The 14,999-nt window shown below is 68.9% G+C and carries 16 protein-coding genes; 5 read left to right on the top strand and 11 right to left on the bottom strand.

The annotated features are described in order from the left end of the window. Nucleotides 1-56: 56 nt before the first annotated feature. The 4 genes from dapC to ACQ5DX_RS05170 form a co-directional block, all read right to left on the bottom strand. Nucleotides 57-1,157, bottom strand: a complete 1,101-nt coding sequence (dapC, locus tag ACQ5DX_RS05185; RefSeq protein WP_430331605.1) for a succinyldiaminopimelate transaminase — start codon at nt 1,155-1,157, stop codon at nt 57-59. A 39-nt stretch (nt 1,158-1,196) separates the two neighbouring features. Continuing rightward, nucleotides 1,197-1,520, bottom strand: coding sequence for a ferredoxin (gene fdxA, locus ACQ5DX_RS05180; protein WP_430331604.1), 324 nt, complete (start codon nt 1,518-1,520; stop codon nt 1,197-1,199). Nucleotides 1,521-1,674: 154 nt separating this feature from the next. After that, nucleotides 1,675-4,299: a bifunctional FO biosynthesis protein CofGH gene (locus ACQ5DX_RS05175; RefSeq protein WP_430331603.1), complete on the bottom strand. Its 2,625-nt coding sequence runs from the start codon at nt 4,297-4,299 to the stop codon at nt 1,675-1,677. Between the two features lie 40 nt (nt 4,300-4,339). Beyond that, nucleotides 4,340-4,558 carry a hypothetical protein gene (locus tag ACQ5DX_RS05170; RefSeq protein WP_430331602.1) on the bottom strand — a complete coding sequence of 73 codons (219 nt, stop codon included), beginning with the start codon at nt 4,556-4,558 and terminating at the stop codon, nt 4,340-4,342. Between the two features lie 138 nt (nt 4,559-4,696). Between ACQ5DX_RS05170 and ACQ5DX_RS05165 the strand changes: the two genes are divergently transcribed. Both ACQ5DX_RS05165 and ACQ5DX_RS05160 read left to right on the top strand, forming a co-directional pair. Beyond that, nucleotides 4,697-5,176: a PH domain-containing protein gene (locus ACQ5DX_RS05165; protein ID WP_430335549.1), complete on the top strand. Its 480-nt coding sequence runs from the start codon at nt 4,697-4,699 to the stop codon at nt 5,174-5,176. After that, nucleotides 5,173-6,705, top strand: a complete 1,533-nt coding sequence (locus ACQ5DX_RS05160; protein ID WP_430331601.1) for a PH domain-containing protein — start codon at nt 5,173-5,175, stop codon at nt 6,703-6,705. Before ACQ5DX_RS05165 ends, ACQ5DX_RS05160 begins: the two co-directional genes overlap by 4 nt. Here ACQ5DX_RS05160 and catC read toward each other — a convergent pair. The 3 genes from catC to catA are packed head-to-tail and all read right to left on the bottom strand — an operon-like array spanning nt 6,702 to nt 9,043. Beyond that, nucleotides 6,702-6,983, bottom strand: coding sequence for a muconolactone Delta-isomerase (gene catC, locus ACQ5DX_RS05155; protein ID WP_430331600.1), 282 nt, complete (start codon nt 6,981-6,983; stop codon nt 6,702-6,704). The two genes, ACQ5DX_RS05160 and catC, sit on opposite strands and share 4 nt — an antisense overlap. Before the next feature lie 30 nt (nt 6,984-7,013). Then, nucleotides 7,014-8,141, bottom strand: coding sequence for a muconate/chloromuconate family cycloisomerase (locus tag ACQ5DX_RS05150; RefSeq protein WP_430331599.1), 1,128 nt, complete (start codon nt 8,139-8,141; stop codon nt 7,014-7,016). 44 nt (nt 8,142-8,185) lie between these two features. Next, nucleotides 8,186-9,043, bottom strand: a complete 858-nt coding sequence (gene catA, locus ACQ5DX_RS05145) for a catechol 1,2-dioxygenase (protein WP_430331598.1) — start codon at nt 9,041-9,043, stop codon at nt 8,186-8,188. Between the two features lie 208 nt (nt 9,044-9,251). Here catA and ACQ5DX_RS05140 point away from each other — a divergent pair, with 208 nt between their 5' ends. Next, nucleotides 9,252-10,022: an IclR family transcriptional regulator domain-containing protein gene (locus ACQ5DX_RS05140; RefSeq protein WP_430331597.1), complete on the top strand. Its 771-nt coding sequence runs from the start codon at nt 9,252-9,254 to the stop codon at nt 10,020-10,022. A 15-nt stretch (nt 10,023-10,037) separates the two neighbouring features. Here the strand turns inward: ACQ5DX_RS05140 and ACQ5DX_RS05135 are convergent, their stop codons facing one another. Further along, complete coding sequence (locus ACQ5DX_RS05135; RefSeq protein ID WP_430335548.1) at nt 10,038-10,964, bottom strand: AraC family transcriptional regulator; 927 nt, start codon at nt 10,962-10,964, stop codon at nt 10,038-10,040. Between the two features lie 200 nt (nt 10,965-11,164). Between ACQ5DX_RS05135 and ACQ5DX_RS05130 the strand changes: the two genes are divergently transcribed. Both ACQ5DX_RS05130 and ACQ5DX_RS05125 read left to right on the top strand, forming a co-directional pair. After that, a complete protein-coding gene (locus ACQ5DX_RS05130; RefSeq protein WP_430331596.1) occupies nt 11,165-11,728 on the top strand; it encodes a flavin reductase family protein in 564 nt (187 codons plus the stop codon). A 26-nt stretch (nt 11,729-11,754) separates the two neighbouring features. Then, entirely contained in the window at nt 11,755-13,374 is a 1,620-nt protein-coding gene (locus tag ACQ5DX_RS05125; RefSeq protein ID WP_430331595.1) for a 4-hydroxyphenylacetate 3-hydroxylase family protein, read from the top strand. Between the two features lie 41 nt (nt 13,375-13,415). On the opposite strand, the gene ACQ5DX_RS05120 is transcribed toward ACQ5DX_RS05125, so the two are convergent. The 3 genes from ACQ5DX_RS05120 to mshB form a co-directional block, all read right to left on the bottom strand. After that, nucleotides 13,416-13,823: a hypothetical protein gene (locus ACQ5DX_RS05120; protein ID WP_430331594.1), complete on the bottom strand. Its 408-nt coding sequence runs from the start codon at nt 13,821-13,823 to the stop codon at nt 13,416-13,418. A 49-nt stretch (nt 13,824-13,872) separates the two neighbouring features. Then, nucleotides 13,873-14,031 (bottom strand): hypothetical protein, encoded by a 159-nt coding sequence (locus tag ACQ5DX_RS05115; protein WP_430331593.1) that lies wholly within the window; start codon nt 14,029-14,031, stop codon nt 13,873-13,875. Between the two features lie 85 nt (nt 14,032-14,116). Further along, a complete protein-coding gene (gene mshB / locus ACQ5DX_RS05110) occupies nt 14,117-14,992 on the bottom strand; it encodes an N-acetyl-1-D-myo-inositol-2-amino-2-deoxy-alpha-D-glucopyranoside deacetylase (RefSeq protein ID WP_430331592.1) in 876 nt (291 codons plus the stop codon). Between the last annotated feature and the right edge of the window lie 7 nt (nt 14,993-14,999).

Below are 14,999 nucleotides of genomic sequence, written 5' to 3'. Positions count from 1 at the left end.
CAAAGCGCGAGAAGCCGCGCCCCGAACCCGCAACAAGTGCGCGAAATGCGAGAAGGTCAGGCGAGTCGGGCTGCCGCCGCCGCGATGCGCTCGTCCGACGCGGTGAGCGCGATCCGCACGTGCTTCCGCCCGCGCGGGCCGTAGAAGTCGCCCGGCGCGACCAGGATGCCGCGCTCGGCGAACCAGTCGACGGTGGCCCGGCAGTCCTCGCCGCGGGTGGCCCACAGGTACAGACCGGCCTCCGAGTCGTCGACCGTGAAGCCGGCGCCACGGACGGCGGCCAGCAGGATCTCGCGGCGCTCGCGGTACCGCTCGCGCTGCTCCTTCTCCTGGCCGTCGTCGCTCAACGCGGCCGCCATGGCGGCCTGGATCGGCGTCGGCATCATCATGCCCGCGTGCTTGCGAACCTCGAGCAGTTCGGCGATGAGCGCGGGGTCGCCCGCGAGGAACCCGGCCCGGTAGCTGGCCAGATTCGACGTCTTCGACAGCGAGTGGATCGCCAGCAGCCCGGTGTGGTCGCCGCCGCACACACGCGGATCGAGGATCGACACCGCGTCGGCCTCCCAGGTCAACCCCAGGTAGCACTCGTCGGACGCGACGATCGCGCCGCGCTCACGCGCGAACTCGACCACCTTGCGCAGGTGCTCGACGCCGAGCACCTTGCCGGTGGGGTTGGACGGCGAGTTGACGAAGATCAGCGCCGGCTTCTCCGGACCCAACTGGGCGGTCCCGTCGGCGCGCAGCACCCGGGCGCCGGCCAGCAGCGCGCCCACCTCGTACGTCGGGTACGCAACCTCCGGGATGACCACCAGGTCGTCCGCGCCGAGGCCCAGCAGGCTCGGCAGCCACGCAATGGCCTCCTTGGTGCCGATCACGGGCAGGATCGCCGCGGGATCGACACCGGTCATGCCGTAGCGCCGCGCCAGCGACGCCGCCGTCGCCTCACGCAGCGCGTCGGTGCCGTGCGTCGTCGGATAGCCGGGCTCCGCCGCGACCGACGACAACGCCTCCCGGATGACCGGGGCGACGGGATCGACGGGGGTCCCGACGGACAGGTTGACGATGCCGTCGGGATGCGACGTCGCCTTCTCCTTCGCGGACGCGAGAGAATCCCACGGGAAGTCGGGCAGGGTCTTGGCTACAGAGATGCGCGGCAACTGATCTTCCTCGAAACGCGTTCTTCGACTAGTACGCGACTAGTCCTCGTTCATGGGCGGGAGCGCCTTGATCATCGGCGGGTCGTAGTCGACCTTGCCGAGTTTCGCGGCACCACCGGGCGAGCCGAGATCGTCGAAGAAATCGACGTTCGCGCTCACGTAACCGGTCCACTGGTCCGGCACATCGTCCTCGTAGAAGATGGCCTCGACGGGGCAGACAGGCTCACACGCACCACAGTCCACGCACTCGTCCGGATGGATGTAGAGCATGCGACCGCCCTCGTAGATGCAGTCGACCGGACACTCCTCGATACAGGCCTTGTCCATCACATCGACGCACGGTTCGGCAATCGTGTAGGTCACTGCTGCTCTCCCTGCCTTTCTGACACGGGCGCCGGGGCGCCTCGGCGAGCCGGCCGCGGGCTCACGCCCGACGAACATCCGGAGTGTCCAGTATGAAGCTTTGCGGCCGCGACAGTTCGGTAAGGGTGACCTCATATTGCGGCTCGCGACGTCGTCAGACCACCGGCAGGGCGGTCGTCGGTTCCCGGAGGGCATAGCCCGTCGTCCGTTCCCGCGCCGGGCGACCGATTCCCTCCGCGATCGCCCGCAACTCCTCGACGGTCTTCTCCGATCCGTGCTGCGAGCCCGCCATCCGCGAGATGGTCTCCTCCATCAGCGTGCCACCCAGGTCGTTCGCGCCGCCCTGCAGCATCGCCTGCGTGCCGGCGATGCCGAGCTTGACCCAGCTGGTCTGGATGTTGGCGATGCGCCCGTGCAGCATGATCCGCGCCAGCGCGTGCGCCGCCCGGTTGTCGCGCTGCGTCGGCCCCGGGCGCGACGCGCCGGCCAGGTACAGCGGCGCGCTCTGGTGCACGAACGGCAGCAGCACGAACTCGGTGAAGCCGCCGGTCCGGTCCTGGATGCCGCGGATCACCCGCAGGTGACCGACCCAGTGCTTGGGGCTGTCGACGTGGCCGTACATCATCGTCGAGCTCGACCGCAGGCCCACCTCGTGGGCCGTGGTGATGACGTCGACCCACGCGGACGTCGGCAGCTTGCCCTTCGTCAGCACCCAGCGCACCTCGTCGTCGAGGATCTCGGCCGCGGTGCCCGGGATCGTATCCAGGCCCGCCTCGCGCAGCTCGGTGAGCCAGTCGCGCACGCTCTGGCCGCTGCGGGACGCGCCGTTGACGATCTCCATCGGGCTGAACGCGTGCACGTGCATCGACGGCACCCGACGCTTGACCGCGCGGATCAGGTCGGCGTAGCCGGTGACGGGCAGTTCGGGGTCGATCCCGCCCTGCATGCACACCTCGGTCGCGCCGGCGACGTGCGCTTCCCATGCGCGGTCGGCCACCTCCTCGGCCGACAGTGTGAAGGCGTCCGCGTCACCCTTGCGCTGCGCGAACGCGCAGAACCGGCAGCCGGTGTAGCAGATGTTGGTGAAGTTGATGTTCCGGTTCACGACGTACGTGACGTCGTCGCCGACGGCCTCCTTGCGCAGCGCGTCGGCGAGCGCGACGACCGCCTCGAGTCCGGCACCGTCCGCGGTCGCGAGCGCGAGGTACTCGTCGTCCGACAGCCCGGCCGGGTCCCGCTCGGCGCTGCGCAGCGCGGCCACCACGTCGGTGTCGACCCGTGTCGGGGCGGCACGGCCGAGTTCGAGGACCTGCTCGCGCACCGTCTCCCAGTCACCGAACGCGCTGCCCAGGTCGGATCGGGTGTCGGTGTTGCGGCCGTCGGTGTCGATCTCGGTGTTCAGGTCCACCCGGCCCGACGACACCCACTCCTCGTCCGGTTCCTGCCACGGCAGCCCCTCCGGCTTCACGCCGTCGCGCGCCAGACCGGTCGTCGGGTCCGCGAGCGCCCGCACGTGCGCGCCGATCCGCGGGTCGATCCACGGGTGTCCGGCCAGCACGTACTGCGGCTGCGCGGCCGTCCGCTCGACGAGCGTGTAGCCGGCCTCCGCGGTGATCTCGGCGAGCGTGTCCAGGTTGGGCCACGGTCGCTCCGGGTTCACGTGGTCGGGGGTGAGCGGCGAGACGCCGCCCCAGTCGTCGACGCCGGCACCGATCAGCGCGAGGCACTCGGCCTGCGAGACCAGATTGGGCGGCGACTGGATCCGCATGCCCGGCCCCAACAGCAGTCGGGCGACGGCGATGGTCGCGAGGAACTCCTCGAGGTTCGCGTCGGGCGCATCCCGCATCGCGGTGTCGGGCTTGGCCAGGAAGTTCTGCACGATCACTTCCTGCACATGCCCGAACGCCTTGTGCACCTTGCGGATTGCGAAGATGGAGTCGGCGCGCTCGGCGAGCGTCTCCCCGATGCCCACCAGGATGCCCGTCGTGAAGGGCACCGACAGTCGGCCCGCGTCGGTCAGCGTCCGCAGCCGCACCTCGGGGTCCTTGTCGGGGCTGCCGTAGTGGCACTCCCCCTTGTCGGTGAACAGTCGCGTCGAGGTTGTCTCGAGCATCATCCCCATCGACGGCGCGACGGGCTTGAGGCGCGAGATCTCCTCCCAGCTCATGACGCCGGGATTCAGGTGCGGCAGCAGGCCGGTCTCCTCGAGGACGCGGATCGCCATCGCCCGCACGTAGTCCAGAGTCGAGTCGTAGCCGCGCTCGTCGAGCCACTGCTTGGCCTCGGGCCACCGATCCTCAGGGCGGTCGCCGAGCGTGAACAGGGCTTCCTTGCAACCCATTTCGGCGCCCTGCCGCGCGATCTCGAGCACCTCGTCCGGCTCGAGGTACATCCCGTGGCCCTCGGCCCGGAGCTTGCCCGGCACCGTCACGAACGTGCAGTAGTGGCACTTGTCGCGGCACAACCGGGTGAGCGGGATGAACACCTTGCGCGAGTACGACACCGTCTTCGGCCGGCCGGCCGCGACCAGTCCCGCGTCGCGCACCTTCGCCGCGGACGCACACAGATCCTCGAGGTCGGCGCCGCGCGCGTGCAGCAGCGTGGTGGCCTCGTCGACGTTGAGCGTTGCGCCGTCCCGCGCCCGCCTCAGGACGCGCCGCATCGCACTCGCGGACGGCGGTTCGATGTTCCCGGAACGTCCCGGAACAGCCGGGATCGGCAGGATCGTGGACCGATCGGTGTCATCGCTCGAGTGACTCACCCGACGATCATGCGCCACCGACCGGTGCCCCTGCCACCGCGGGTCTCACACGCTCCGGCTATCCGTGGGGATAGTCCTCGTCGACCGGCACACTGCGACGCTGCTCCGCGGCGTCCGCCGGGTTGACCTCGAGCGGGGTCGGTGGGGGCGTCGACTCGTCGCGGTCGTCGTCCGCCTCGGCCGGTGTCAACTGCTCGACGAGGTCAGCTTCGGAGACGTCCGCAGACTCGACGGACACCGCTTCTTCCTCGGTGTTCTCGGCCTCGGGTGAAACCATCACGACCACCTCCCGTCTCGACGGACACGCACGGCCCCCGTGCGGCAACCTCCACCTTAGGACGCGCGACGCCGACTCGGGCAGGATGAGATCGTGAGCCTTCCCCCCGACCCCACCCGTGCCGCGCGGACGGTGACGATGGCCGACCCGCAGTGGCGACCGAGCACCAAGGCTCCCGCGTTGTGGGCCACCGCGTCCGCCCTGATCTGGCTGCCGATCTTCGTCGCACAGATCGTATGGGCCGTCGTGGCCGGGCAGTGGGACACGTGGCCGCATCTGACGGTCTTCGTGGTGACTCTGATCGTCGCGCTCGCCGACATCCTCGTCGTGCCGCGGTGGCGGTACCGGGTGCACCGCTGGGAGATCAGCGACGACGCGGTCTACACGCGCACCGGTTGGTTCAACCAGGAGCGTCGCATCGCCCCGATCACCCGGATCCAGACCGTCGACACCGAGCGCGGACCCCTCGACCGCCTGTTCGGCCTGGCGACCGTCACCGTCACGACGGCGTCGTCGGCCGGTGCCGTGAAGATCGCCGCGCTCGACCTGGACGTCGCCGACCGCACGGTCGAGCACCTCACCGAGATCGCCGCCCGCAACGCCGGGGACGCCACGTGAGCGTCCCCGTCGAAGAAACCGGGTCCGAGGCCCTCGCGGCCGAGGAGGAGCAGCCGTGGCTTCGGCTCGACAAGCGCATGCTGCTCGTGCATCCCGTCAACGAGGTCCTCAAGCTGCTGCCGGTGATCGCGGTGTCGTGGATCGTCGGCAGCAACAGCGGCAACCACTACTGGGGACTGATCGCGGTCGCCGTGCTCGTCGCATACGGCGTGCTGCGCTGGTTCACCACGACCTACCGGATCGGACCGGTGCACGTGCAACTGCGGCGCGGGGTGTTCCAGAAGAAGGTGCTCTCGGTCCCGCGCAGCCGCATCCGGTCCGTCGACGTGGAGGCCCGCGTCCTGCACCGCCTGCTCGGACTGGCCGTGCTGCGGATCGGCACCGGTCGGCAGCATGCGCGCCACGAGGACCAGTTCGAACTCAACGCGCTCGACGCGTCGCTCGTGCCGGACATGCGCGCCGCGCTGCTCGCCGGGCACGAACGCCCCGCCGCGGCCGCGGACACGGCACCCGCACCCGCGCCCCCGCCCACCCACGAGATCGGGCACTGGTCCCCATCGTGGGTGCGCTACGCGCCGTTCTCCGTCACCGGTCTGATCGCGATCGGCGCGTTCGTCGGCGTGCTCTTCCAGTACGGCCTGGCCGACCGGATCGCGCACTCGCCCACGCTCGCGAACGGATTCGATTCCGCCGAACGCGCCGGCACACTCGCCTTGGCGCTGCTCGGCCTGTTCGCGTTGATCGTCCTGTTCGTGGTCGCGAGCGCCCTCGCGTGCGTGCGGTACCTCGTCGTCTACGGGCGCATGACGGTCACCGACAACGGCCGGACCATGCACGTGAGCCACGGCCTGCTGCGGACCCGGCAGACGACGTTGGACCGCGCCCGGCTGCGCGGCACGACACTGAAGGAACCGCTGCTGCTGCGGCTGGCGGGCGGTGCCGCGCTCGCCGCGATCATGACCGGGGTCAGCGCCGAGCACCGCGAGTCGTCGCTGCTGCTGCCGCAGAGCCCGCGCGCCGAGGCGACCCGGGTGATGGCGACCGTCCTCGGCGACGACCGGCAGGGCGACGTCCCACTCGTAATGCACGGATCGGCCGCCCGCCGCCGCCGGTACACACGGGCGCTCTCGCCCGCGGCGCTGGCCGCGACGATCGCCGCCGGCTTCGCCCTCGCCGGCCGACACGTGCCGTCGCCCGTGTGGGCGGCCGTCGTGGTGCTCGCGCTCGCCGGTGCGGGACTGGCGTGGGACCGGTATCGCGGGCTCGGACACGCGGTCCTGCCGGGCTGGTTGATCACCCGCAGCGGTTCGCTCGACCGCCGACGCGACAGCCTCGAGGCCGCGGGCATCATCGGCTGGACGGTGCGGCAGACGTTCTTCCAGCGCCGCGCCGGCGTCGCCACGGTGATCGCGGCGACCCCCGCCGGCACGGGCAGGTACGTCGTGCACGACATCCCCGCCGACGAGGCGTGGGCGCTGGTCGACGCCGTCACCCCGGGTGCCGGGGACGTCTGGCTCCGCTCGACCTAGCCGATCGCGCTGCCGTGCTTCGTGAGCGGCATGACCTCGATGGCCATGTACGGGAACAGCGGCAGGTTCCACAGGATCTCGTGAAGTTCGTCGGCGGATTCGACGTCGAAGATGCTGATGTTGCTGTACTGCCCGACGATTCGCCAGATGTGCGCCCACTTGCCCGACCGCTGCAGTTCCTGGGAATACGCCTTCTCCCGGACGATCGTCTCCTCGCGGACCGCGGGATCGAGGTCACGGGGGATGTCGACGTCCATTCGGACATGGAAGAGTGCCATGGTGCGGATACTCCTGTATCGGTATCGGATTCAGTCGCGTGCGAGGTGTTTGACCACGTCCATGTCCAGTTCCACGCCCAGACCCGGACCGGCCGGCAGGTGCACCTGTCCCTCCGAGTAGTCGAGCGGCGTCTGCAGCAACTCCACCGCGAACAGCTGTGGACCGAACAGCTCCGTGCCGTAGTCGATCCCGGGCTCGGCACACGCGAAGTGGATGGACGCCGCGGTGCCGATCGGGCCCTCGATGGACGTGGCCCCGTGGCAGCGCAGCCCGGCCGCCTTCGCCACCGCGACCACCTGCTTGCTGCGTTGCAGACCGCCGCACTTGGTCGTCTTGACCGCGATCACGTCGGCTGCGCCGAGCTTCGCGAGCTCGAGCACGTCGTACGGCGTGTGCGCCGACTCGTCCGCCATGACGGGCGCGGATACCCGCCGGGAGATCTCGGCGAGCACCTCTCGCTGCTCACCCGGCGTCGGTTGTTCGACGAGTTCCACTCCGCCGTCGACCAATTCAGGCACCCACCGCAGTGCGGTCAGGCGGTCCCAGCGGGCGTTGACGTCGATGCTGACCCCCGCGCGACCCTCCAGCGCCTGCGCGACACGCACCACGCGGGCCGTGTCCACCGCCGGGTCGAGCGCACCCATCTTGAGCTTGAAGGCGAAGTTCGAGCGCGACTCGATCTTCTCGGCGACCTCGTCCAGGATCTCCGCGGACGGTGCCGCGCCGAGCGCCCACCGGACGTCGACACCGGTCCGGAATGCGCCGCCGAGCAGCGTGTGCACCCCGACGCCCAGGCACCGGGCGTAGGCGTCGTGCAGCGCCACATCGACGGCAGCCTTCGCGAACCGCGCGTTCGCGACGATCCGTTCGAGATCGACCATGATGCCGGCGATCTCGTTCACCCCCCGCCCGATCAGGGTGGGCGCGATGTGCAGATCGATGAGCGCCTTCATCGTCTCGACGGATTCACCGCCCCACCACGGTCCCCCCGGGACGACGCCCTCGCCGTATCCGGTGACGCCGCCCGCCGTGGTTATCGCGACGAGCAGGATCGGCTGCACCTCGCTCGTCGTCGTGGCGAATCGGTGTGGACGAACCAGCGGCACGTCGAGGATCGTCGTCTCGATCGAGACGATCGCGAGATCGGGGTCGAACATCGGGAAACTCACCTTCACAGAACGGATTCGACGCAAGCAGACGACTACTGGGCGGGATCGAGCGCGAAGTCGTAGGCCACCCTGCCCACTCCGTCCACACCCCGCACCGGATCCAGCACGAGGTCCGGCTTGACCGCGGTCGCGACATCCGTCTCGACCCAGTCCCCGCCGCGGAAGTACAGCTGCGTGGTGATCGGCAGTCGGCCGGGCGCCTTGACCATCAGATGCAGGTGCGCCGGACGCCAGGGGTGGCCACCGTGGGATTCGATGAACCATCCGGTCGGGCCGTCGTGCGGAATCTGGTAGGGCGCAGGCTGAATCGTGGTGATCTCGTACCGCCCGTCGTCGTCGCACACGATGGTGCCCCGCAGATTCCACTCGGGGATGTCCGGCGCGAACTGCGAGTAGTAACCGTCCTCGTCCGCGTGCCACAGTTCGACGGTGGCGCCGGCGAGTCCGCGACCGTCGAGGTCGGTCACCCGCCCGGAGAACACCAGTGGCGTTGCGCGGCGGTCCTGTTCGCGCATCGGCAGGGTGCACACGGCCGGAAGCCGGGGCGCGTCCGGGACGTAGTACGGCCCCTCGATGCTGCCCTTGGTGCCGGTCAGGCCGTTCCGGCTGTAGTTGACGTCCTCGACCTGATGCTCGACGAACACGTCCAGCCACAGCGGCCATTCACCGTATTCGCCGACGTCGATCACCCACTGCTTGAGGACGCGGTACTCGTCGTAGGTCACCTCGTGCCGGTGGATGATCTCGCCCAGCGCATTAAGTACGTCCCGGTAGATGGCACCAGCACGCTCGGGCGACGTGTCACACGAGACGCGGGCCGTCTTGAACTTGTCGGTGGCGGCGTTGCCGGACGCGTGCGCCGTCGCGACGGCGGTGTCGATGTCGGTCATGGATCCTCCTCGTCGAGGGTTCGGACGATGCGGTCGAGAGATCGTGGGATCGAGGGACGGTTCCGTCGCCTCCGATCAAGATGTACGCTATGCGTACACGCAATTCACAGTGCGTACACGCTCTGCGTGTAGATACTGTGCGTCGAGTCACACACTTTGTCAACAGCCGGCCACCCTGCCGGCACGGAAAGGCTTGCAAGGAGCGCCGATGGCCCACGACGAACGCGACTTCATCCAGAGCATCGAACGGGGATTCGCCGTGCTGCTGGCCTTCGACGAGCACGACCCCGAGCCGTCGCTGGCGGAACTGGCAGCCAAGACCGAACTTTCGCGGCCGGCGGTTCGTCGCATCCTCCTGACCCTGCAGCGGCTCGGCTACGTGAGCGCGAACGGCAGCCGCTGGTCGCTCACACCCCGGGTCCTGAGCATCGGCCAGCACTACACGGCATCCCACGGCCTGGCGGACGCCGCCATGCCGCGGCTCGTCGAACTGTCCGAGCACACAGGCGAGTCGGCATCGCTCGGGGTGCTCGACGGCACCGAAGTGGTGTACGCGGCACGCGTGCCCGTGCGACGGATCATGAGCATCAACGTCTCGGTCGGAACCCGAGTACCCGCCTATGCCACGTCGATGGGCCGCGCCCTGCTCGCGTGGGCGCCGCCGGAAACCGTCGATCGCGTGATCGCCGCGTCCCGATTCGACAAGCTGGCATCGGCGACCGTCGGCACGCCCGACGAATTGCGCGCCGAGCTGGCGCGAGTGCGCAAGCAGGGGTACGCGCTGACCGCCGCCGAACTCGAGGAGGGACTGATCTCGCTCGCCGCCCCGGTCCGCGACTCGTCGGGGGCGGTCGTGGCGGTGACCGCGTGCTCCACCTCGTCCGGTCGGCACACGCCCGAACAGTTCCGCGACGTCGCCGCGGCGTACGTCGTCGAGGCCGCGCAGGCCCTGAGCGCCGACCTCGGTCACCGCGGATGATCCGGCCCGAGAACATCAGGAACGCAACGTGATCGAGGGGGTACACCCGTACTTGCGACGATAGGCCGCCGCAAACCGTCCGGTGTGGGTGATACCCCAGCGCACGGCGACGTCGGTCACGGACGTGACCGACGGGTCGCCCGCCACCAAGTCGTCGTGGATCCGCGAGAGCCGCACGTCCAGTAGGTAGTCGCGCGGGCACATGCCGAGATACTCGCGGAACCCCTCCTGTAACCGCCGCACGCTCACACCCGCGACGTCGGCCATGTCGCTCGCGGTCCACGCGAGCGCCGGGTCCTCGTCGATCCGGTCGAGCACCCGTTTGACGATCCGGGGGCGGGGCGACGACGTGGGGTCGTCGGGCATCACCGCCAGCACGAACGCACTGGTGATGGCCCCCGACAGCTGCTCGGCGACAACCGGGGTCTGCCACAACCCCTCACCGCCCCGCACCTGCTGGACGATCGAGTTCAGCAACCCCATCCAGTTCTGCCCGGCAGCCGTCGACAGATCCACCTGATCGGGCAGACGGCGATCGGGGCGTCCGAGAATCCGCGCGATCTCGCGGTGCAGGTACCCGCGATCGATCCGGACGCCGACGATCTCGCAGTCCGCGGTCCACCGCGTGATCGCGGCCGGGGTGTCCGGCCGGAACACCGACGCCGTCCCCACACCCGAGACCACCGCGGCGCCGGCACTCTCGGATTCGATCCGGCCCGACAGCGGAATGTTCACCGCATACCCGCCGGGATGCTCGGTGTCCACGGAAACCTCCGCGCCCCAACCGATCCGGGCCAGGCGTAGCGGGCCGATCCGGGTCGCCCGCAGATTCAGGCGCGGCTCCGACCCCGCCGACAGCGGCGACAAGTCGTGCGGGAAGTACGCATCGGAGACGACGTTCTCCGCCTCGCCCCAATCACCAGGATCGGCGGTCCCGTTCATCACCATCGCCTCGCACCTTCCCGCCCCGTCCGAATCGGGACTTCGGCCCCAGTGTGATCGGGAACACCTCCCCTGGCAACAACGAACCGTCGAACCGACCGCGCATTCCGGATAGCGGGGCCGCTCAGCGGATCGCCGACCCGAACCGGATCGGCCTATGGTCTCCGTCACAGTCAACGACCACCAGCAAGGAGCCCGACATGGATTCGCGTCAACTGCGAAACATATTCGGACAGTTCGCAAGTGGCGTCACCGTCATCACCTGCGCCAAGGAGGACGGCACACCCCACGGCGCCACGGTGACTGCGTTCACCGCAGTCTCGCTCGAGCCGCGGCTGTGCCAGGTCACGCTGACCCGCACGTCCAAGGCGTGCTCGTTCCTGTCCGGCGCACCGTTCGCGGTCAACATCCTCGCCGCGGACCAGACCGACGTCGCGCTGCACTTCGCCGGGCGTCCACAGTCGCCCGAACCGGTGTGGGCCCAGGGGCCGACCGCGCCGGTGCTGGCCGGCAGCGCCGCCACCCTGTCGTGCGTGCCGTGGCGCGAGTACGACGGCGGCGACCACGTGATCTTCATCGGCGAGATCGTCGACGCCCAGTGCCGCGACACCGACCCATTGCTGTTCTACCGCAGCACGTTTCACGACCTCGGCGCGCCGAGCGCGAACGCGGCCTGGAACGGATCGATGGACGATCCGCATCGAGGCTGGTTCGACGCCACCGCCACGTTCATGCCCATGCACCTGTCCGGTGCGGCCAACTGACCCATCCCCATCACCCAGGAGAGACGATGACCACCACCGAATCCCGCCCCGCCGCCCCGGAAGTCGACCGTTCCCAGGTGAACGTCGCTGCAGACTCCGAGGCGAACCGCACCGCGAACTTCGCCTCCCGCCCGATGACGGGCGACGAGTACATCGAGTCCATCAAGGACGGGCGCGAGATCTACCTGCACGGCGAGAAGGTGAAGGAGTTCTGGAACCATCCAGCGTTCCGCAACTCCATCCGGATGACGGCGCGCCTGTACGACGCCCTGCACACCGGTGAGCACGTCGACACCCTCACCTGTCCCACGGACACCGGCAACGGTGGCGTGACGATGCCGTTCTTCAAGACCCCCACCAGCTCCGAGGATCTGATCAAGGAGCGCGACGCGATCGCGACCTGGGCGCGCATGACGTACGGCTGGATGGGCCGCAGCCCCGACTACAAGGCCAGCTTCCTCGGCACCCTCAACGCCAACAGCGAGCTGTACGCGCCGTTCCAGGACAACGCCAAGCGCTGGTACCGGGAGTCGCAGGAGAAGGTCCTGTACTGGAACCACGCGATCATCAACCCGCCGGTGGATCGGCAGCTCCCGCCCGATCAGGTGGGCGACGTGTTCATGAAGGTCGAGAAGGAGACCGACGCCGGCCTGATCGTGTCCGGCGCGAAGGTGGTCGCGACCGGATCGGCGATCACCAACTACAACTTCATCGCGCACTACGGCCTGCCGATCAAGAAGAAGGAGTACGCGCTGATCTGCACGGTGCCGATGGATGCACCGGGCATCAAGCTGATCTCCCGCGCCTCCTACTCGCAGAACGCCGCGGTCGTCGGCTCGCCGTTCGACTACCCGCTCTCGAGCCGGATGGACGAGAACGACGCCATCTTCATCTTCGACAAGGTGCTGGTGCCGTGGGAGAACGTCTTCATGTACGGCGACGTCGAGAAGATCAACGCGTTCTTCCCGCAGTCCGGCTTCCTGCCGCGGTTCACGTTCCAGGGCTGCACCCGTCTCGCGGTCAAGCTCGACTTCATCGCCGGGCTGCTCATGAAGGCGCTCGACTGCACCGGGGCCGGCGGCTTCCGTGGTGTCCAGACGCGGGTCGGCGAGGTGATCGGCTGGCGCAACCTGTTCTGGTCGCTGAGCGAATCGATGGCACGCAATCCCGAACCCTGGATCGGCGACACCGTCATCCCGAAGCTCGAGTACGGCCTCACCTACCGGATGTTCATGATCCAGGGCTACCCGCGGATCAAGGAGATCATCGAGCAGGACGTCGCGTCCGGACTGATCTACCTACCGTCCAGCGCGGCCGACTTCAAGAATCCCGACGTGCGCCCCTACCTCGACAAGTACGTGCGGGGCAGCGACGGCATCACCGCTGTCGAACGCGTGAAGGTGATGAAGGCGCTGTGGGATTCGATCGGCTCCGAGTTCGGTGGCCGTCACGAACTCTACGAACGCAACTACTCCGGCAACCACGAGAACGTGAAGGCCGAACTGCTGTTCGCGGCCGAGAACCGTGGCGACGTCTCCGCGATGAAGGGACTGGCCGAACAGTTCATGAGCGAATACGACCTCGACGGCTGGACCGTTCCCGATCTGATCGGGAACGAGGACGTGACCGCGTTCTACAACAAGTAGTGCCGCCGTGCGCGGGGTGGGCAGCCATCCCGCGCACGGTTCTAGCCCTGGGCTTTCGCCACCAACGACTCGAGGCGCATCCGGAACAGGAACAGGCCGCCCGGCAGCAGAGCGGCGACGAACAGCAGCAGTGTCCGCCAGTCCTCGAATACGAGCACGTCGCCACCCGGCCCGCCGATCGTGCAGACACCGAAGCCGAGCAGCCACCCGAACAGCGGCAACGCGGCGAGCAGGGCTCGATCGGTGAACTTCCGCGCACCGAGCACGAGCAGCAGGTTGACCACCGCGGCCACCAGGATCGTCACCGGGAACGGCGTCGTCCCGATGTACGCGGGCAGGAACAGGACCGACAGGATCGCGCACAGGAACCCGTCGAACGTCAGCAGCGCCAGAGTCGTGCGGGACTCGGCAGTGGTCGGCGTGTCGGCGGCGAGGCTCGGGGCGGTCATACCTTCGATCGTCCGGCATGCTCGTCGTGCCCGCGACATCGGGGTGGTGTCACGGCACCGGCGGATACCCGAGCATCGTCAGCAACTCGCTCTGCTGGTCCGCGAACGAATACAGCGAGCCGTAGTAGAGATCGTGGTAGTACTGCGACATCGGCCGCAAGCTGTCCACGAACGCGACGATCGCGTTCTGGACGTCCCAGTTGTACATGCGTCGGCCCCTCCCGATCGACAACCCGAGACGCCGACGATCGGACCCCCACGATGTGGCGTAGGTCACAGCATACGGGGACCGGTCAGGAAATCCTGCCGAAGAGATCACGCTCGCGGCCGTTCTCGTCGACCGGACCGGCCTGCCCACGGACCAGCACGAAGTGCTCCTCCGTGAGGATCGGCTGGACGACATCGTTGGACAGCGCAAACTCCGAGGCCGACGGAGCCACCGTCACCTGCGTCTCGTGGGCGCGCAGCGCCGCGATCTTGGCGTCGATCACGCCCGAGACGTCCACCACGGCGGTCACGTCGGCGTCCGGCACGCTCGGCAGCTCACCCGGTTCCGGCAACCGCCACCCTGAGGGAATCTCGTCGATCGCCGAGACGAGCGTCTCGAGCGCGCTGTGCTCGGTCACCGTCCAGTAGAACTTCGCGACCTCCCACGGGGCGCCCGCGTCGGGGAAGGCGTCCGTGCCCGCGGCCTCCACGGCCGCGGTCGTGAACCGGTGTACCTGGACGTGGTCGGGATGGCCGTAGCCACCGACCGGGTCGTAGGTCACGACCACGTCGGGGCGCAGTTCCCGGATCACCGCGACGAGCGCGCCCACCACCTCCTCCGGGTCGGCGTTCACGAACGCGCGCGGATTGCGGGCCGACGGCGTCCCCGCCATGCCCGAGTCCCGCCAGCGACCGGCACCGCCGAGGAACCGCGGCGCCGACGCACCCAACGCGCGCAGCGCCCGGGTCAGTTCGAGGATGCGGTAACCGCCCAGCTGGTCGGCGCCGTCGGCGACCAGACCGGCCCACCGATCGCCGATCACCTCACCCTCCTCGCCGAGGGTGCAGGTGAGCACCGTGACCTCGGCGCCGTCGGCGGCGCACCGGGCGATCGTGCCGCCCGTGGTCAGGGTTTCGTCATCGGGATGCGCATGCACGAACAGGATGCGTCGACCGCTCACCACGGCT

Origin of the sequence: Rhodococcus sp. ACT016 (genome assembly GCF_050477185.1) — a bacterium.
Taxonomy (GTDB): Bacteria; Actinomycetota; Actinomycetes; order Mycobacteriales; family Mycobacteriaceae; genus Prescottella.
The sequence above is the reverse complement of the archived record's forward strand: the minus strand, read 5'-3'. Positions and strand labels throughout refer to the sequence as shown.